This window comes from Acinetobacter bereziniae (genome assembly GCF_016576965.1).
GTDB lineage: Bacteria > Pseudomonadota > Gammaproteobacteria > Pseudomonadales > Moraxellaceae > Acinetobacter > Acinetobacter bereziniae.
The window spans coordinates 138313-157276 of sequence record NZ_CP066119.1 but is presented as its reverse complement, the minus strand read 5'-3'; the positions used below and the strand labels follow the sequence as shown (position 1 = coordinate 157276).

15 protein-coding genes are annotated in these 18964 nt (G+C 39.4%); 9 read left to right on the top strand and 6 right to left on the bottom strand.

Annotation, left to right across the window (positions count from 1 at the left end; all coding sequences use genetic code 11):
* Positions 1-14 precede the first annotated feature (14 nt).
* The 6 genes from I9192_RS00705 to I9192_RS00680 all read left to right on the top strand — a co-directional run bounded on the left by I9192_RS00705 (position 15) and on the right by I9192_RS00680 (position 5485).
* Entirely contained in the window at positions 15-614 is a 600-nt protein-coding gene (locus I9192_RS00705) for an SPOR domain-containing protein (RefSeq protein ID WP_046759693.1), read from the top strand.
* 452 nt (positions 615-1066) lie between these two features.
* Positions 1067-1786: a two-component system response regulator CreB gene (gene creB, locus I9192_RS00700; protein ID WP_200150049.1), complete on the top strand. Its 720-nt coding sequence runs from the start codon at positions 1067-1069 to the stop codon at positions 1784-1786.
* A 3-nt stretch (positions 1787-1789) separates the two neighbouring features.
* Complete coding sequence (gene creC / locus I9192_RS00695; RefSeq protein ID WP_200150048.1) at positions 1790-3250, top strand: two-component system sensor histidine kinase CreC; 1461 nt, start codon at positions 1790-1792, stop codon at positions 3248-3250.
* 116 nt (positions 3251-3366) lie between these two features.
* The gene (gene creD, locus I9192_RS00690) at positions 3367-4779 is read left to right on the top strand and encodes a cell envelope integrity protein CreD (RefSeq protein WP_200150047.1); all 1413 of its coding nucleotides are present in this window, start codon (positions 3367-3369) and stop codon (positions 4777-4779) included.
* Positions 4780-4844: 65 nt separating this feature from the next.
* Positions 4845-5054, top strand: a complete 210-nt coding sequence (locus I9192_RS00685; RefSeq protein ID WP_151805067.1) for a hypothetical protein — start codon at positions 4845-4847, stop codon at positions 5052-5054.
* A 68-nt stretch (positions 5055-5122) separates the two neighbouring features.
* Positions 5123-5485 (top strand): RidA family protein, encoded by a 363-nt coding sequence (locus tag I9192_RS00680; protein ID WP_004832022.1) that lies wholly within the window; start codon positions 5123-5125, stop codon positions 5483-5485.
* A gap of 48 nt (positions 5486-5533) precedes the next feature.
* Here the strand turns inward: I9192_RS00680 and I9192_RS00675 are convergent, their stop codons facing one another.
* From I9192_RS00675 to I9192_RS00660, 4 genes are all read right to left on the bottom strand, one after another.
* On the bottom strand, positions 5534-6058 hold the full coding sequence (locus tag I9192_RS00675) for a DUF2726 domain-containing protein (protein WP_004832023.1): 525 nt from the start codon (positions 6056-6058) through the stop codon (positions 5534-5536).
* Between the two features lie 420 nt (positions 6059-6478).
* Positions 6479-8878, bottom strand: coding sequence for a YgiQ family radical SAM protein (locus I9192_RS00670; protein ID WP_005034622.1), 2400 nt, complete (start codon positions 8876-8878; stop codon positions 6479-6481).
* 216 nt (positions 8879-9094) lie between these two features.
* Entirely contained in the window at positions 9095-10333 is a 1239-nt protein-coding gene (locus I9192_RS00665) for an MFS transporter (RefSeq protein WP_151812055.1), read from the bottom strand.
* 235 nt (positions 10334-10568) lie between these two features.
* Entirely contained in the window at positions 10569-11222 is a 654-nt protein-coding gene (locus tag I9192_RS00660; protein ID WP_004832028.1) for a response regulator, read from the bottom strand.
* Between the two features lie 377 nt (positions 11223-11599).
* Between I9192_RS00660 and msuE the strand changes: the two genes are divergently transcribed.
* The 3 genes from msuE to ampC all read left to right on the top strand — a co-directional run bounded on the left by msuE (position 11600) and on the right by ampC (position 14983).
* The gene (gene msuE, locus I9192_RS00655) at positions 11600-12337 is read left to right on the top strand and encodes an FMN reductase (protein WP_004832030.1); all 738 of its coding nucleotides are present in this window, start codon (positions 11600-11602) and stop codon (positions 12335-12337) included.
* 45 nt (positions 12338-12382) lie between these two features.
* On the top strand, positions 12383-13501 hold the full coding sequence (gene sfnG, locus I9192_RS00650; protein ID WP_058968593.1) for a dimethylsulfone monooxygenase SfnG: 1119 nt from the start codon (positions 12383-12385) through the stop codon (positions 13499-13501).
* A gap of 309 nt (positions 13502-13810) precedes the next feature.
* Positions 13811-14983, top strand: a complete 1173-nt coding sequence (gene ampC / locus I9192_RS00645; RefSeq protein WP_151824134.1) for a class C beta-lactamase — start codon at positions 13811-13813, stop codon at positions 14981-14983.
* A 522-nt stretch (positions 14984-15505) separates the two neighbouring features.
* Here ampC and I9192_RS00640 read toward each other — a convergent pair.
* Together I9192_RS00640 and acs are read right to left on the bottom strand one after the other, a co-directional pair.
* The gene (locus I9192_RS00640) at positions 15506-16690 is read right to left on the bottom strand and encodes an acyl-CoA dehydrogenase family protein (protein ID WP_005034632.1); all 1185 of its coding nucleotides are present in this window, start codon (positions 16688-16690) and stop codon (positions 15506-15508) included.
* Between the two features lie 169 nt (positions 16691-16859).
* Complete coding sequence (gene acs, locus I9192_RS00635) at positions 16860-18803, bottom strand: acetate--CoA ligase (RefSeq protein ID WP_005034634.1); 1944 nt, start codon at positions 18801-18803, stop codon at positions 16860-16862.
* Between the last annotated feature and the right edge of the window lie 161 nt (positions 18804-18964).

Genomic DNA, 18964 nt, shown 5'->3' with positions numbered 1-18964 from the left:
TAAGAGGATTTCTCGTGTTTGGAAAAACGCAACGCGGTGTGTCTGAAAGACCAACCAAACCTAAACAACCATTGATTCCTAAATGGTTAGGGATGCTTGTGGTCATTTTAATCGTGTTAAGTTTTGGTGTCGCTCTGATGCTCTGGAAACCGTGGGCGCCTGTTCAACCTCGAAATGAAATTACGTCTGAACATTATCAAGAAGATACCAACAAAGACTATCGCTTTTATGATTTGTTGCCACAACAACAAGTGACGCCGATTCCTGAACAAGCGGTTCCAGAGAATAAAAATCAGCAGCAACCCGTTATTGTTGAAGCACCTTCTCAAACTCAAACTGACAATGTTGATGTCGGTGTCAACGCTGAAAGAACAGCACCTGCTCAACCTGAATACATCTTACAAGTTCGTAGTTATGATGATCCCGATGCCGCAGATGCTCGACGTGCCGAAATCATTTTAAATGGTTTATCTGCTGATGTTGTACAAAGTACTGAGGGTGGCAAAACTTGGTATCGTGTGATTTCTGGTCCATATGAATCACAGAATGCCGCAGTCATCGCTCAGCAAACCTTACAACATAGTGGAATAGATTCGATTGTGGTTAAACGTTAATTGTTTTCTCTATCATTGAACTAAGCTATTTATTAAAAACAGGATGCATTGACATTCTGTTTTTAAATTCAAATTTTATCTATTCAATCTGTTTAAATTATTCGTCTATTTTTTACTCAAAAAAATATAATTCGACTAAATATTTACCCAAGTTGATCAAAATTAGAGTAATCTACCTCCCGCAATACATTACCCATGTATCCGCAGAGAGATCAAAAGTCACCAATACTTTTGATTTGCTGTCCTGTAGTTGGCGTGACGATCAAATCCGAATATTACAGGGCGCTCAGAGCTTGGTATGGGTAAATGTTTATTTTTCTCATGAACTTATCTAACGATCATCATTCCTCTCTTTCCATAAAAAATCTTCATCTAAACTTCACTTAAAATTCATTCGCCTAAATATTTCAATTTCAGTACACTCAACACGAGATGATAAATATTTAATTGCAATGAATCATAAAAAGCAGATTTTATGCGTTGAAGATGATGCAGCGATACTTATGCCATTACGCTATGCACTTGAGCGTGAAGAGTGGCATGTCACTTGGGCAAATTCTGGTCTACAAGCCATTGATTATATTCAACAACAACCCTTCGACTTTATTATTTTAGATATTGGTTTACCAGATTTAAATGGCTTTGATGTGTGTAAAAGAATTCGCCATTTCAACCACACACCGCTGTTGTTTTTGACAGCACGTGATGACGAAATTGATCGAATTATTGGTTTAGAGATTGGCGCAGATGACTATTGCACTAAACCGTTTAGCTCAAGAGAAATTGTCTCCAGAATTAAAGCCATTTGGCGCAGAATGGAGATTCAAAATCAGCTCCAACAAAATACCCCCATAACGCCACATTTAATATCTAAACATTCCCAAACATGGCAATGCAATGATGAGTCTTTCCAGATTCAATACTTAGGCACCATACTGCAATTAACACGTTATGAATATCGTTTACTCAAACTGTTGATTCAACATCCTGAACAAGTATTTAGCCGACAACAATTGATGGATCAAGTTTGGGAACATCCTGAGCATAGCTTAGATCGAACTGTTGACACTCATATCAAGAGTATACGCAATAAACTCAAACAAATATCTGCTGAACAAGATCCAATTGAAACTCACCGTGGCTTCGGCTATAGCCTGAAAAGGCTGGACTAAAGCATGTCGATATTTATCCGTATTTGGTTCTTCTTCGGGTTAATTATCTTGCTCGGTTTATGGTTTATGTCTTATACCTTTAATCAGCAAGTAAAGCCCAATGTACGACAGGTTGTCGAAGATACACTTGCGGAAAATGCCAATATTATTGCTATGCTGGTTGCAGAAGATGTCTATGAAAATAAGGTTGGAACTGCCCAGTTTGATGATAAAATTCAAAATGCGCTCAATCGAAAAATCAACGCCAATATTTGGCAACACAATAAGAATGAAATCAATCAACAAATTTATATCACTGATCAAAAAGGCATAGTGATTTATGATTCACAAGGCATTGCAACAGGACAGGACTATTCAAAATGGAATGATGTCTACCTGACATTAAGAGGCAAATATGGTGTTCGTTCAACCCGAAGTTATGAGGAAGATAGTAACAGTAGCACCATGTTTATTGCTGCACCTATCTATTATCAAATTGATCAACAACAAAAGTTGATTGGAGTGGTCAGCATCGGAAAGCCCAATATATCCGTACAACCTTACATTCAACGTGCTGAAAATCAACTGATCCGCCAAGCCATATGGATTACGTTGTTGAGTTTATTTTTAGCCAGCCTAGTGGCTTATTGGCTTAAACATAGTATTGATCGTGTGCGTAAGTATGCTCAAGCGCTGGCACCTGTCAACCAAACTCCGCATTTTCGCTCCGCCAAAGAACTCAATCAAGTTGCTCAAGCCGTGGAAGATATGCGAGAAAAACTGGAAGATCGCGCTTATGTCGAACACTACGTCAACACCCTGACACATGAGCTAAAAAGCCCTTTAACTGCGATCCAAGCCAGTGCTGAGTTGCTTAAAGAAGATTTGCCTTTAACTGATCAACAAAATTTTGCTACACATATTCATGAACAAAGCCAGCGTTTGCAGAGCTTGATTGACCGTATGCTGTTACTGACTCGCTTGGAAAAATCGAGGCATCAAATTGAGATTCAAAATTTTAATTTGTCTGAATTAATCCATCAGACTTTAGATCGGCACGCCAGTCAAATGCAGGCTAAAAAAATTCAATGTTTATTAGATATTGAAGCCGATTGTATGATTCATGCAGATCGTTTTTGGCTTCAACAAACGCTTGGCAATATTTTAGACAATGCTTTGGATTTTTCTCAGGATTCGGCAAAGATTCTGATTCAACTACATCGGCAAGCACATCAACATATTGAATTAAATATCTTTAATGAAGGTGTATGGATTCCTGACTATGCGCTTACACAAGTTTTTGATACATACTTTTCACTTCCTCGACCAATCAGCCAACAACGTAGTTCGGGTATTGGACTCAGTATTGTTCAGCAAGTCATTGAACAACATCATGGTCAGATTAACATATTAAATATCGAGGAAAATCAGATTCCAATTCTGCAATCTCATCAACAAGGCGTATTGGTCAAGATTTTACTTTAACCACAAAGATTTGAATATTCACCTAAACTTCACATAAAACACAAGGTCAGCTCAAACAAAACACATTTCGGCTTCGCATACTGAACCTAATAAAAACAACGGCTCAGGAACACCGTATGCGATCCAATTTTCTCACCTTTAAAATTATTGCAATTGCCATTTTGATTGCGCTGTTTTGGATAGGTCTACTCTTCATTAGCACTTTGGTGTCAGAACGACAGGGATACCAACAAGCTTTTCTCAGAGAAATCTCACAAAACAACATCAGCCCACAAACTGTTATTTCACCTTATATTCGTGTGCCCTATACCGAAATCAAAACCTGTTTGGACGACAAAAAAGTCGCATATTCCTGTACAGAAGAACAATGGGTATACATCAGTGCAGACAGCACACAATGGACTGCTGATTTTAAGGTTTCTGATGATGCCTATAAACGCACCATCTACCGAGCAATTAGCTATACTGCAAATTTAACCGCTAAAGGCATTTTTCAAAAGCCGACACTGGAAAATAAAGACTATCAATGGAATCGTGCTGAGATCATGTTTCCTGTACATGATCCACGAGGTTTAGACACGCAACCCACGTTAAAAATACTCAATAAGAATTATACTTTTGAAATGAGTCCCAAAGGCAGTGATGCTTCTGGTTTTGACTTTATGCGTATTTCTACAAAAAATTATCCTGAATTAATCAATGCGATTCAAAATGGTTTTTCTTTTGATTTAGCCACCAATATCACAGGTCTTGGCAAGTTTAGCTTGGTTCCCACCAGCCGTAGTGTCAGTTATCAAGCCAAAGGTAACTGGGCGGACATCAAGTATTCAGGACAAAATTTACCCTTTGCTAAAACCAGTACCCATCAACAATTTACGGCACAATGGAAAAACATTGCACTGGGTCAGCAAAACATCAGCAAATTGATTGAATGTGACACCAGTGATTGCATTCGCCAATTCAGCCAAGGCTATTACACTCAAGAAAATGCCTATGACGTTGAGCAAAGTCAACGAATTGGTTTATCAACCGAATTTTTAGAATCCGTCAATGTTTATACTCAAACAGATCGAGCAATTAAATATGGTGTCGTGATTATCATCATTACCTTTGGTTGTTTCTTCTTATTTGAGGTGCTTAAAAGCCTTCGTATTCATCCAATTCAATATTCTTTGGTGGCAATCGCACAAGGTCTTTTCTTTGTCCTACTGCTTTCTATCAGTGAATACTATGCCTTTGCATGGGCTTACTTTGTCGCAGGAGTTGCCTGTGTTGGTCTCATGACATGGTATTTGTTCTATGTGATGAAAGGTTTTAAAGCTGCTGCCTTATTCGGTGTGATCCTCAGTTCACTCTACGCTGTGATGTATCTGTTATTGCATTCCTCAGGCAAGACCTTCTTGATCGGTTCGATCATTTCATTTGTATTACTCGCGGTCGTCATGTTCCTTACACGTCACATCGATTGGTATCAAATCAACAATAAGCCTGAGCGAGCGCTTAAATCCTACATCCCTCCTCAATCTTAATTGCCATGCAGTGAATGTCTATTCATTCACTGCTTAATCATCGTTTTAAATTCATCGAGATGGTCATGAATCTTTTTATTAAACAAAATGCGCCAGAACAACTACAGCAACTTTGCCCTTTACAATCATCAGTTGCGTTTTGCTTAAATCAATTACGCATCGCAAAAATTCAGTTTTTGAACTTAGGTAGCCTGATTATTTGCCCTGAGTACGATTGTTTTATCGTTTTTAAACATAAAACTTTAATTCGCATAGATGCATTTACGCACTCATAACAAAGTTGGTTTGCAGATGTATCTTGATCACGTAAAATTTAGCCCATAAACAAGATTTGAGAGTGATCATGACTGTACAACGTTTGCATGTAGAAAAGCGCTTTTCTGAAATTGCGATTTCAGGCAATTTAGTCCATTTGGCAGGTCAATTGGCAACAGATTTAACCTTAGATATTAAAGGACAGACTCAGCAGACTTTAGATATGATTGACCGTTTTCTTGCAGATGCAGGAACAGACAAAAGCCACATCATGTCTGTGATGATCTTTTTGAAAGATATTGAAAATGATTATGCAGCAATGAATGAAGTTTGGGATGCTTGGTGTTCTGATATTGAAGCACTTCCAAGAACTTGTGTGGAAGCAAAACTTTATCGACCTGATGTTTTGGTGGAGATGACGGTAGTTGCGGTAAAACCTGAATCATTGTAGAAATTAATTTGAACATTTAAAAATGCATGCTGAGACATGCATTTTTTATTAACCATATACACGATTAGAATAAAGATCAAACTTCCCCAACAGTTGTTCCTCGAGCACGTGTGAATGACTCATTTCAGCGAACTCACTTAAAAAATCTTCACGCAAATCCTGATATTCAGGAATACCGAGATAACGAATCACTCTGTAGCCTGCAGATTGTAACAATGCATCTTTATAGGTATTTTGGTGAGCACGTTTAATTGCATTGATATCTTCTAAAGCAATCACAGCCAAAACTTTACAGTCTTTGTCCAATACAACAAAATCTGCAAACATTTGCTGATATTTACGACGTGTGTGTAAATATTTTGTTGTTAACAATGCATCAAAAGACACATGAGCCAAAATATTAGCTTCAGGTAAAATTTCTTTTAGTCGAGTAAAAGTAATCTGTTCATGTGAATTAAATACTGCTCTTCTACGCAGAGCACTATCAACTTGCTGCTTATTTTTCAATCCTTTATAAGCAATCGCAATCACAGCGGCAAATAGTATCAAACTCGCAACAATCAATATGTCCATATTTCATTTCCTAATTCTTTATTATAATTTGGTCAAATAAGACCAGTTCTTGTGTATCTAAAGATACTTTTTTACTCTCAGTTCAACGTCACATATGAGATATAAATTTGCTTAATTTAAAAAATAACAACTCATATCACAGTTTTAAAATATTTGTTGAACTATTATTTATTTTCCTCATTTATTCCTACAAATAAATGAATTGATTTATGGCTTTTATACCTTGTATCTATTACGAATACAACTAAATCCGATAAAACTTTAGTTTGATTGTAGGACAATTAAAACCAGAATTTGTGTACTTTTCGTACACAAAATTTTTCAACAGTTTAAGCAAAGTTATCCACAGTTTTGTATTTTAATTATTCAATTTGAATTTAAAGAGGGTGCTTTCGCACCCTCTTGAACACTCACTAAAACTTAAGCTCTACTTTTCGGCTTAGATTTTCCTTTACTGTTTCCACCAAACGGTTTTTTACGATCCCCTGTTTCACGCGGTGGCAAACCTGTATGTTGTGTCAACACTTGCCCTTTTTGTGGACGATTTGGCTGATTGGCATGTCGTGACTGAGTACGTGCAGTATTTTCACCCGTACGCTTTTGTGAATCACCTGCCAATGTTGAGTTCTTCTTACGTGCAGATTGATACTGACCATCCGTACCTTGCGGTTGATAGGTTGGGATCAAATGCTGTTTAGAGTTGCCAATCAAATCAGCACGCCCCATTTCACGTAAGGCATCACGTAATAAAGGCCAGTTATTTGGATCATGATAACGTAAGAATGCTTTATGTAAGCGACGACGCTTTTCACCTTTGACAATATCGACATTTTCAGTATAACGCGCCACCTTCGCCAACGGATTTTTGTTGGTATGGTACATGGTTGTCGCTGTTGCCATTGGTGATGGATAGAAAGTCTGAACCTGATCGGCACGGAAACCATTTTTCTTGAGCCAGATCGCCAGATTCATCATGTCATAATCTGTAGTTCCTGGATGCGCAGCAATAAAATAAGGAATAAGATATTGTTCTTTACCCGCTTCCTTACTAAAACGATCAAACATCTGCTTAAAGCGGTCATAAGTTCCGATTCCGGGTTTCATCATCTTCGACAATGGACCTTTTTCGGTATGCTCAGGGGCAATTTTCAAATACCCGCCCACATGATGTTGAACCAGCTCTTTGACATATTCAGGATTTAATACAGCAAGATCATAGCGTAAACCTGAACCAATCAGAATTTTTTTAATGCCTTTGATTGCACGGGCTTTGCGATATAACTGTGTTAGAGGCGCATGATCAGTATGTAAATTTTGACATACACCCGGATAAACACAGGAAGGTTTACGGCAATTTTTTTCAATTTCTGGATCTTTACAATGCAAACGGTACATATTTGCCGTTGGACCACCGAGATCAGAAATAATGCCTGTGAAGCCAGGTGCTGTATCACGAATCTTTTCGACTTCACGCAAAATTGACTCTTCAGAACGGTTTTGAATAATTCGCCCTTCATGCTCAGTAATTGAACAGAAAGTACAACCGCCAAAACAGCCACGCATAATATTCACGGAGAATTTAATCATGTCGAAGGCTGGGAAGCGTGCATTGCCATAAGCAGGATGTGGTAGACGTGCATAAGGCAAATCAAACACATAGTCCATTTCTTCAGTGGTCAATGGAATCGGTGGCGCATTCAGCCAAACATCACGTTCACCATGTTTTTGCACCAAGGCACGCGCATTTCCCGGATTGGTTTCCAAGTGTAAAATACGGTTTGCGTGTGCATACAACACAGGATCTTCTGCCACCTCTTCAAAAGCAGGTAAACGAATTACCGCCAGCTCGCGCGGTGGTAATTTATGTTTAATCGCCTTTGAAGCAGGCTGTAAACGTACAATTTGAGTATTTTCATCCAGATGATCGCCTTCACGTACCACAGGATTGGCAACCAATTCTTTTTGGAAATTTTGATATTGGCTTAAAGAATTGCCTTTATTCTGCTCAATCTCACATCCATCCAAATCTTCGGTCATCACATACGGGTTGATGATCGGATCAACTCGCCCAATTGAATCCACATCATTGGATGCAATTTCAACAAATTTGGCTTTTGAAGCACGATTGCTCTTATTGACGATGAATGCTGTGCCACGAACATCGGTAATTTCATGAATTTTTTGACCTTTGGCAAGGCGATGCATCACTTCAACAATAGAGCGTTCACCATTACCATACATCAATAAATCCGCTTTGGAGTCCATCAACACTGAACGGCGGACTTTGTCTGACCAATAATCATAATGGGCGATACGGCGTAAAGACGCTTCGATACCGCCCAACAATACTGGTACATCCGGAAATGCTTCACGACAACGTTGGCAATACACCGTTGCAGCACGATCGGGACGTTTATTCGGCACATTGTCTGGAGAATAAGCATCATCTGAACGAATCTTACGATCTGCTGTATAGCGATTGATCATCGAGTCCATATTGCCTGCTGTAACACCCCAAGCAATATTTGGTTTACCTAGAACTTTAAAGGCTTCGGCAGATGTCCAATCGGGTTGAGCAATAATGCCAACACGGAAACCTTGCGCTTCAAGTGTTCGACCAATAATCCCTGAGCAGAATGAAGGATGGTCAATATATGCATCCCCACACACTAAAATAAAGTCACAACTGTCCCAACCGAGTTGATCCATTTCTTCGCGAGACATGGGCAAAAAAGGTGCTGGTTCAAAGCACGATGCCCAATATTTGTCATAATCAAACAACGCAACAGGCGCGGTCTGAGCAGTATAAGCGGTCGACATGGTAAGTTTTCTCGATTGGCGGTTGGCGATCGGGAGAGATCTAAGATGAAAGCCAATCATTTTACCATGAATTTTGCTCATGTTGCTTGATTAAAAAGTAAACATTTTATTTTTAGCAGTGATTTCTCTATTTTCATTTCATTCAAATGTCAAAATGAAATGAATAAACTGTTTTAAATGAGGATCGTGAATCAATCAATAAAAGCTCAGGGCAATTTAGTTCGATTCAAGCTTTGTCGAATCTGAGTCAGTTTGCTTCTGCATTTGATTTAATTTTAGCGCGACCAATAACCCAATACCCAGCACAACAGTTATGCTCACGGTTAAACCCGACCAGCCATATTTTTCCCAAATCAAGCCACTACCACTGCCCAACAGGCTTGAACCGAGATAGTAGCAAAACAAATACAGCGAGGAACCGACTGCACGATATTGTAAAGACTGTATAGATACCCAACTGCTTGAGGTGGAATGTGCCGCAAAAAATGAAAAGGTGAAAATAAATAACCCAATTAACACAGTCCATAAAGATGGAATGAACATCACCCACAAACCTAGCGCCATACTACAAAACATGGCAATCAAAACTTTTGCACGTCCAAATCGACGACTCCAGCCAGCTGCACGTGGTGAGCTATAAATACCTGATAAATAAGCGATCGAAATCAAGCCAATCCACGTCTGAGACAACTCAAAAGGTTTTTCTAAAAGATGATAGCTCATGTAATTAAACACAGTGACAAAGCAACCCATCAAAATAAAACCTTCGATGAATAGGAATCTTAATTTTGCATCAGAGAGGTTTTTCTTGAACGATTCGATAAAGCGAGAGAATTGAATCGGATAAGATTTAAAGTGTTTGGACGCAGGGAGTGCAACATAGAAAGTGATGGCGATCAATAAATTGAGTATGCCAATAATCATAGTAGCTGTTTGCCATGAAATATAATCCAGTAAAACGCCTGCGATTAAGCGCCCACTCATACCACCAATCGCAGTACCTGAAATATACAAACCCATTGCAAAGCCAACATCTTTTTGTGCGATTTCTTCGCCAATATAGGTCATCGCTACTGATGCAACTCCACTCACCGCCAGACCAATCAGCATTCGTGTGGCAAGAAAGATTTCCCAATATGGTAGTAATGAGCTAATTAATAATAAAGTGGCTGTTGAAAACAAAGAAATCGCCATGATCTGTTTACGACCATAACGATCTGAGATTAACCCTGCAAACAAAAGCCCCAAAGCCAATGTAATGGTGGAAAATGAAAGTGGGAAACTGCTATGTGTAGGGGTCACATGAAAGAATTTTGCCAGAAAAGGCATCATCGGCTGAACACAATACAATGATGAAAATACCGCAAACCCTGCTAGAAATAGTGACAGCAAAATCGCCAGAAAGGGACGAGTACCATACTCAATGTACGCTGTAGATTCAGATGCATCAGACATAGTTTTTCCTCATGTCTGATCAGTATACGCCTATTTTGAATAATTGATAAAAGTGAAAAAATTATCGGAGATTCATTCCTTGTTTAGCAAAGAATAAAATACCGATAACAAACTAAATTTTATAAAAATAAAACTTAAAAATGAATTTTAAAATATAAAAAAGAGCATATTTTTAATACACTCTTCTCATAATTTTAGAGACTTTTCTAATGTTCACTGAATCATCAGAAAAACCTTAAACTTTTTTCTCTTCGATGTTCAGCGCATTGATTGCCAAGACAGCTTGAGTACGATTTTGTACACCCAACTTACGGAATATTGCAGTCACATGCGCTTTAATCGTCGCTTCAGAAACATCCAGTTCATATGCGATTTGTTTATTCAGCAAACCTTCGGCAACCATCATTAAGACACGGAATTGCTGTGGCGTTAGAGATTGGATACGCTCTGCCAAAGCTGTTTCATCTGCAGCACGAGGGTCAAAATTCATATTCGCAGTCGGTAAATTTGGCGGCAACCAAATTTCGCCTTCTAATACTTGGCGAATTGCTTCCCCAATATGGCTTGGATGCGCAGACTTCGGAATATAACCCATTGCACCGTGCGCAATCGCACGCTGAATAATCGATGCTTCTTCGTGGGCTGATACCACAATAATTGGAATCGCAGGATACTGTGCACGAACATGGACCAATGCAGAGAAACCCGATGCACCAGGTAAATTTAAATCCAATAAGACTAAATCTGGTTCAGGACCATTTTCCAAACGCTCGTAGAACTCATTAACAGCCGCAGTTTCACTGATTTGAGCTTGTGGCAAACTATAACGAACCGCCTGAATTAACGCATGGCGAAACAGTGGATGATCATCAACGATTAAAATATTCATAAGCGAAGTGAGAGATCTCTAGCACAGTTCTTTTATTCTAACCGCACTATTGCTATTTAAGATACGTTAATATTAACGAATTTTTGAATTATTTGTGTGCTTTAATGAGAATTCCCTACTCTTTTTCGGTTATTTCTCAAAATACAGATTTAAATATCACTTTTAAATATAAAATAAACATCTAAAAATGAATTGCTTATCCAAATAAATAATATCAAATAAGTTCAGCAATTTAGACTATATCTTCTCCTTAAAATGAAGCATTTTCCTGTATATCTCAAAAACTGATAACCAATCTGTTTTTCATTATTTTACCAATCTCACTGAATATAGATAAATGAATGGCATTTCGAGATTCAATTTATTAGGTTGCCAACATGTCTATTTATACTCAACAAAAACCCTTAAATATTGTTGCTGTATCAGGGGGCTTAAATAACCCTTCAAAAACAGAAAGTTTAGTTCAAGCCATTTTAGATGAGCTCGGTCAAGCAACTCCGATCAATGTGCATTTTATTAAATTCAGTGAAATTGGTCATTTACTGGGTGGTGCAATTTACCGTAATCAGCTTCCACAACGTGTACAAGATGATTTAGCAGCCGTCGAAGCAGCAGATGCCTTGATCGTCGGCACACCAGTTTATCGTGCATCTTTCACAGGTTTATTTAAACATTTCTTTGACTTTGTTGAACAAACAGCACTGGTGGATGTGCCGGTATTACTGGCTGCTTCAGGCGGAAGCGATCGCCATGCATTGGTATTGGAACATCAGCTTCGTCCATTATTTAGCTTTTTCCAAGCCCAAACCCTACCGATTGGCGTCTATGCAACCGATCGTGATTTCACGCCTGAATACACCATCAAGAGTGAACATATTCAAGATCGTATTACTTTGGCTGTTGCACGCGCATTGCCAATTTTGGAATGGGCTCCTGCAAAAGGGCAACGTGCTGAGGTTGTCAAAGCTAAGACGGAACAAGCCAATCAAAACTTAGGGATTAACAAACAAATCGAGCAAGATGAGGTACTGCCTTCAGCTGCAATCCCAAACTTGGATGCAGCAGAAAACCGTCTTCATGCAAAATCCAAATCACCACAATCACAGGTTGCTTAATTGCAACCTCGTAGCCGCAGATAATAAAAAATAGAGGGTCATGTTATGTCACAGTTTTCATCACACCATAATCCAGCCATTAAGTTTGCATATTGGGTGCCCAATGTCAGCGGTGGTTTAGTGGTCAGTAATATTGAACAACGTACCGACTGGAGCTATGACTATAATGTCCGCTTAGCACAAGCGGCTGAAAAAAGTGGTTTCGAATATGCCCTCACCCAAATTCGTTTCACCGCAGGCTATGGCGCTGAAAATCAACATGAGTCTGTAAGTTTTAGCCATGCTTTATTGGCGAAGACGGACAAATTAAAAGTGATTGCTGCAATCCTACCTGGTCCATGGAAACCTGTTTTAGCGGCCAAACAATTGGCAACGATCGACTATCTGACTAATGGTCGTATTGCCATTAATGTGGTGAGCGGTTGGTTTCGTGGTGAGTTTGATGCCATCGGTGAACCATGGCCTGAACATGATGAGCGCTATGTCCGTTCTGAAGAATTTATTCGAACTTTAAAAGGAATATGGACTACAGATAACTATAGTTTCGATGGCAAATATTATCAGTTTAAAGACTACACCTTAAAACCAAAACCTTTGCAAAAACCGCATATTGAAGTGTTTCAGGGAGGAAGTTCTCGTGCAGCACGTGATATGGCATCTCGTGTATCTGATTGGTATTTTACCAATGGCAATACTCCTGAAGAATTAAAAAAGCAAATTGATGATATTCGAGAAAAAGCCAAGCTGAATGGTCATTCAGTAAAAATTGGGGTCAATGCTTTTATTATTGCCCGTGATACAGAGCAAGAAGCCAAAGCAGTGTTACAAGAAATTATTGATCAAGCCAATGTTGAAGCAGTCAATGCTTTTGGTGATGCAACACGTGAAGCAGGTGCCGCCTCTAAAGAGGGTGAAGGCAACTGGGCAAAATCAACTTTTGAAGACTTGGTGCAATATAACGATGGCTTTAAGACCAATTTGATTGGCACACCGCAACAGATTGCTGAACGAATCGTTGAGTTAAAAAGTGTGGGCGTCGACCTCATACTTTCGGGCTTTTTACATTTTATTGAGGAAGTTGAATATTTTGGAGAAAAAGTGCTGCCTTTGGTACGTCAACTAGAAGAAACTCAAAAAGCGCAAATTACTGCGAAATCAGCCTGATCATTTCTAGCGCCAGAGTTTGTGCCGTAGAAAACAACAATAAACAACTAAAACAAATTTTTGCAGCTTATCCCTCATGACTCGGCTTGAGGGATTTTTTTTGACATCGCTAAAGTTTCATGGTCGTTCAGTATGAACAGCCCAATCAGCTATAAAATATCGTTCTTCACCGATTGATTTGTTTTAATCATCTATTTTGCTTCAAGTATCTATATCGACATACATATACTCAACAAGCTTGATCTTGGAAAATCTCTAATCCACATTAAAATAATCTTTTTTTGCCTGTATAGATTGGAATAAGTGGTTATGGCTCTTTTAAAGAAAACAAAAACGATCTTTTACGTCCTGATCAGTAGCATGGGACTGACGACTTATGTAAATGCCAATCAGCAAATAACCACTGCGAAGGTTGAAAATGCAATGACTCAGGCATTTCAGCCCTTAATGCAAAAATATGCAGTACCCGGGATGGCAATTGGAGTACTGTACCAAGGCAAAAGTTATGAAAAATACTATGGTGTACAATCACTTGCTGACAAGAAATCAGTCAATAAAAGTACCCTGTTTGAATTAGGCTCTGTGAGTAAACTGTTTACTGCAACGGCGGGCAGTTATGCGCAAAGTTTATCTAAACTATCACTTCAAGACCATCCAGGAAAATATTTATCTGCATTAAAAAATTCAGAAATTAATAAAGTCACACTTTTGCAGTTGGCAACCTACACCACGGGTAATCTGCCATTACAATTTCCTGATCAAATCAAAACCGATGCACAAACGCTTAAATACTTTCAAGATTGGAAGGTCAATCAACCCGTTGGTCAATTTAGACAATATTCAAACCCCAGTATAGGGCTATTTGGCGAAGCTACAGCAAAAGCCATGAACATGCCGTTTAGCACATTATTAGAGCGAGTTCTCTTTCCTCAACTTCAGCTCCAACATAGTTATGTCAACGTCCCAAAAGCGCAGCAAACTAATTATGCTTTTGGCTATGATCAAAACAATCGCCCAATTCGAGTTAATCCGGGACCTTTCGATGCTCAAGCCTATGGGGTGAAATCAAACCTTCCTGATCTACTACAGTTCTTAAAATTGAACTTAAATCCAGATCAAGCGAAGGCATCCATTCGACCTGCAATTCAAGGAACGCATATCGGTTACTTTAAAATGGGAGGGATGACCCAAGCACTTGGATGGGAAACTTTCGACTATCCAGCAAGCTTAGAAACATTATTAGAAAGCAACTCTGACCGTGTGGTGATGCAATCAAACCCAGTTGAAAAAACACTGGTCAAATCAGGGGCAAGAGTATTCCATAAAACAGGATCAACAAATGGTTTTGGAACCTATCTGATTTATATTCCTGCGGAAAAATTTGGCTTGGTCATGCTGATGAATAAAAGAATTGCAAATGCCGAACGTATTCAAGCCGCTTATGAAGTATTGAATACCTTGAAACAGACATCTCATCCTTAACCTTTGTTGATTGTCGAAGTGAGGTACGCCATGTACCTCTCAGCGATTCAAAGCTTATGCTGTCTCAGCTTCTTACCTGTAGTCAATTTTTTGAAAAAAAATACAGTAAATATAATTTTTAGACCAATAAATTCAATATGATAAATATATTGTTTGATAATCTAAAGCTTGCAATGCCACGCTTTAGATCTATAGTTTAAATCGGTTTGCGTAGGCGATGCTTCACTTTTCAGAGATAAAAAGATGACAAAAATCTTTCGTTTAAAAGGGTTCTTGCGCTGCAAACAAAGCAGTGCTTTGTTTTTGCTCATATACCCCCGCTCAACATGGCGACATCCATGTCGCCTCACGATAGCAAGACTGTCTGAGAATCAAAAATACAAAAAACTGTTTATACAAAACTTTCAAAAATCCATATAAAAAGCATATGCTTGTTTGAAGATAAATCACTTGTATGAATAATCAGGTGGTTTGACTATATCTAAGTTTGGTCACATAGACAAATGAAATGGCTGAGCTTGCTCAAGAATAAAAACTAGGATTAGGGACTTTTCCTGTCAACACCCAGTCCCCAACCTCTTGATATTTATAGTCGATTGGATCATGTAAAGTTTGTGTGCGTACATTTCGCCAAAAACGGTCTAAATTCAATTGTGCTGTGGTTGCACGCGCACCCAAAACTTGAAAAATATTTTGGGTCACGAATAGTGAGCTATTCGTAGCAGCAATTTTTGCAGTCGCAATCGCGATTGACACCTGACCCCGTTGCTGTTCAGTTAAATCTTCACCAATATTCCAAGCCGCTTGCAATGCTTCAACTGCCTGCTCTATCAGTAAGCGTACGCTTTGTAGCTGGACATAAAAATCAGCAAAATGCTTTTGGATATACGGATCATGTATCGCTTGCTCAGCCAAAGATTTTGACCATGCTTTTTGTGTTTGTATCGATTGTCGAGCGACTTCAAATGCACCTTCTGCGACACCTAGGAAAAGATGCACAAAAATCAATTGAGCAATCAGTGGGCGTAAACTTGAATACGGCGTACTTAATGGTCCAGGATTTAAAAGCAACTCATCTTTATATACTTTCACTTGTTCAAAATGGCTAGTTCCACTGTCTGTCTGACGTTGTCCCATATTGTTCCAATCCCCTAAAAAGCTTACTCCTTCTCGTTGGGTTGGAATCACAGCAATCAGTAACTGATCAGCAGCATTAAAACCAGAACACAGTAAAATATCTGAATCTATAGAACCTGAACAGAAACTTTTATCACCATGAAAAATAAATTCCTGTTCAGACACTTGTTGAACAGTGGTTCGTTTATCTAAAGGATTGAGCGTGTTACCCCAAAACAAATGCTGCTGCGCAGTTTGCTCAAACCATTGCTGATATTGCTCAGGTTGGGCAAAGAGTTGAACGGTGGCGATTAATAAATGATGAAAAGCATAGACATGTGCTAAGGAACTATCGACTTGTGCGATGGTTTGAACCGTCTGAAAAATTGTCTTCCAATCTGCGCCTTGCCCACCATATTGTTGTGGAATAGCCAGGCTCAATAAACCACTTTTGCGGATCAAATCACGTTCAAACTTCGGATTGCCTCCTGCTTTGTCTCGCTCAGCTGCTGTTTGTGCAAATTGCTTTGCCAGTTCTTTTGCAATATCCAAAGCCGAAAGATTTAAAGCAGATTGTGGTGCATTCATCATTTTAACTCTTATATCCAATTTATTGAGCTTAGCAGATCAAGCAAGATGACCTTATCACAATGCTTGCGTTACTTATTCGATCCTTTGAAAATAACACTTAAAAAATACCGCCAGTATTGAGCTGACGGTATCAAACTTTAGCCTAACCAAAAGCTACTCGCGAGCTTGATCAAGTGTGAGCTTTGACTTCTGTAATCAATTGATCCACTACACTTGGATCCGCCAAAGTCGAAGTATCGCCTAAACTGTCTAATTCATTGGCAGCAATTTTTCTTAAAATCCGACGCATAATCTTACCTGAACGGGTCTTTGGTAAAGCCGGTGCCCAATAAATGGCATCTGGTGTTGCGACAGGTCCCAATACTTTACGAACCCAATTGACCAGTTCTTTACGCAATTCTTCTGTTTCAGCCTCGCCCGCTTGTAAGGTGACGTAAGCTGCAATTCCTTGCCCCTTGATCTCATGAGGCATACCCACTACGGCAGATTCAGCAACTTTTTCATGCGCTACCAACGCACTTTCAATTTCAGCCGTACCTAAACGATGACCTGAAACATTCAATACATCATCGACGCGCCCAGTAATCCAGTAATAACCATCTTTATCCCGTCGTGCACCATCACCTGTGAAATAACTTCCAGGATAGGTTGAGAAATAGGCTTCAATAAATCGCTCAGGATCTCCCCAAATGGTGCGCATTTGCCCCGGCCAAGAACCTTTGATAATCAAGTTCCCTTCAGCCGCTCCTTGCAGTTCCTGACCTTCTGCATCAACCAGCGCAGGTTGTATTCCAAATAAAGGACGTGTTGCAGAACCTGGTTTTAGTGCAGTTGCGCCTGGCAATGGTGAAATTAAAATTCCGCCTGTTTCGGTTTGCCACCATGTATCGACAATCGGACAACGGCTTTCACCCACTACGGTATAATACCAATTCCAAGCTTCAGGATTTATTGGTTCACCTACTGAGCCCAATAAACGCAAACTACTGCGGTCACTCTCACGAACGAATGCATCACCCTCACGCATCATGGCGCGAATTGCTGTCGGTGCGGTATAGAGAATCGTAATATTATGCTTATCGACTATATGTCCAGTACGTGCCCAAGTTGGATATTGTGGAATTCCCTCAGACATTACTGTGGTAGTACCGTTAGAGAGTGGTCCATAAAGCACATAAGAATGACCTGTAATCCATCCGACATCAGCAGTACACCAGAACACATCATCTTGCTTAATATCAAATACTTCTCTAAAGGTTGAATTCACATAAGTCAGGTAACCCCCTGTAGTATGTAAAACACCTTTCGGTTTTCCTGTGGAACCTGAAGTATATAAGATAAATAAAGGATCTTCGGCGTTCATGGCTTCTGGCGGGCAGATGTCTGTCACCGTCATAATTTCCATGTGATACCACAAATCACGTCCCTCTTTCATCTGAATAGGGTGCCCAGTACGATGGACGACAATCATTTTTTCAACAGAACTGGTCCCCGCAAAAGTCAAGGCAGCATCCACATTTTCTTTCAATGGAATAGTTTTTCCGCCACGCATTCCCTGATCAGCGGTAATGACTAATTTGGCTTGACTGTCATCAATTCGGCTGGCAAGAGAGTCAGGAGAGAATCCTCCAAAAACCACACAATGCACCGCCCCTATACGTGCACATGCCAACATCGCGATTGCAGCTTCGGGAATCATCGGCATATACAAAATGACCCGATCACCTTTGGTTATCCCATTTTTTTTCAATACATTGGCAAAACGACAGACTTCATCATGCAGCTCTTCAAAAGAAATAATTTTATGTCGTGATGGATGATCACCTTCCCAGATGATTGCAGGTTTAAGTGGATGCTCTTTGAGGTGACGATCTAAACAGTTGGCACTGACATTCAATTCACCATCCGCAAACCATTCAATCTTAAAATGATCTTTGTCAAAATTGGTATTTTTAACTTGAGTAAATGGTTTGATCCAATCCAGTTTTTTTGCTGCTTCTGCCCAAAACTCGTCTGGATGCTCCACTGACTGTTGATAACGGTCAAAATACTCTTGTTCATTGGTTCTTGCGGTTTTTACAAATTGTTCTGGAACTGGATATATTTCGTTCATATTCTGCTTCCTTGATCTGTCATCTCATCACGAGATGTATGCCTACGTTATTGATTTTATTTGCTGCATGTGTTCAGTATTACGATAGCGCATTTTGATTAACAATTGTGCTTTGGTCGTAGACACAGGGGTCACTTTAACCATCGGAAAATGTTAAGTCA

Bases quoted from the DNA above. Each gene is read 5' to 3' on its own strand.
- creC (WP_200150048.1), top strand. From the start codon at position 1,790: ATGTCGATATTTATCCGTATTTGGTTCTTCTTCGGGTTAATTATCTTG.
- creD (WP_200150047.1), top strand. From the start codon at position 3,367: ATGCGATCCAATTTTCTCACCTTTAAAATTATTGCAATTGCCATTTTG.
- ampC (WP_151824134.1), top strand. From the start codon at position 13,811: ATGGCTCTTTTAAAGAAAACAAAAACGATCTTTTACGTCCTGATCAGT.
- I9192_RS00675 (WP_004832023.1), bottom strand. From the start codon at position 6,058: ATGGACATATTGATTGTTGCGAGTTTGATACTATTTGCCGCTGTGATT.
- I9192_RS00640 (WP_005034632.1), bottom strand. From the start codon at position 16,690: ATGATGAATGCACCACAATCTGCTTTAAATCTTTCGGCTTTGGATATT.
- acs (WP_005034634.1), bottom strand. From the start codon at position 18,803: ATGAACGAAATATATCCAGTTCCAGAACAATTTGTAAAAACCGCAAGA.
- msuE (WP_004832030.1), top strand. From the start codon at position 11,600: ATGTCTATTTATACTCAACAAAAACCCTTAAATATTGTTGCTGTATCA.
- I9192_RS00680 (WP_004832022.1), top strand. From the start codon at position 5,123: ATGACTGTACAACGTTTGCATGTAGAAAAGCGCTTTTCTGAAATTGCG.
- sfnG (WP_058968593.1), top strand. From the start codon at position 12,383: ATGTCACAGTTTTCATCACACCATAATCCAGCCATTAAGTTTGCATAT.
- I9192_RS00665 (WP_151812055.1), bottom strand. From the start codon at position 10,333: ATGTCTGATGCATCTGAATCTACAGCGTACATTGAGTATGGTACTCGT.
- I9192_RS00660 (WP_004832028.1), bottom strand. From the start codon at position 11,222: ATGAATATTTTAATCGTTGATGATCATCCACTGTTTCGCCATGCGTTA.
- I9192_RS00670 (WP_005034622.1), bottom strand. From the start codon at position 8,878: ATGTCGACCGCTTATACTGCTCAGACCGCGCCTGTTGCGTTGTTTGAT.
- I9192_RS00685 (WP_151805067.1), top strand. From the start codon at position 4,845: ATGAATCTTTTTATTAAACAAAATGCGCCAGAACAACTACAGCAACTT.
- creB (WP_200150049.1), top strand. From the start codon at position 1,067: ATGAATCATAAAAAGCAGATTTTATGCGTTGAAGATGATGCAGCGATA.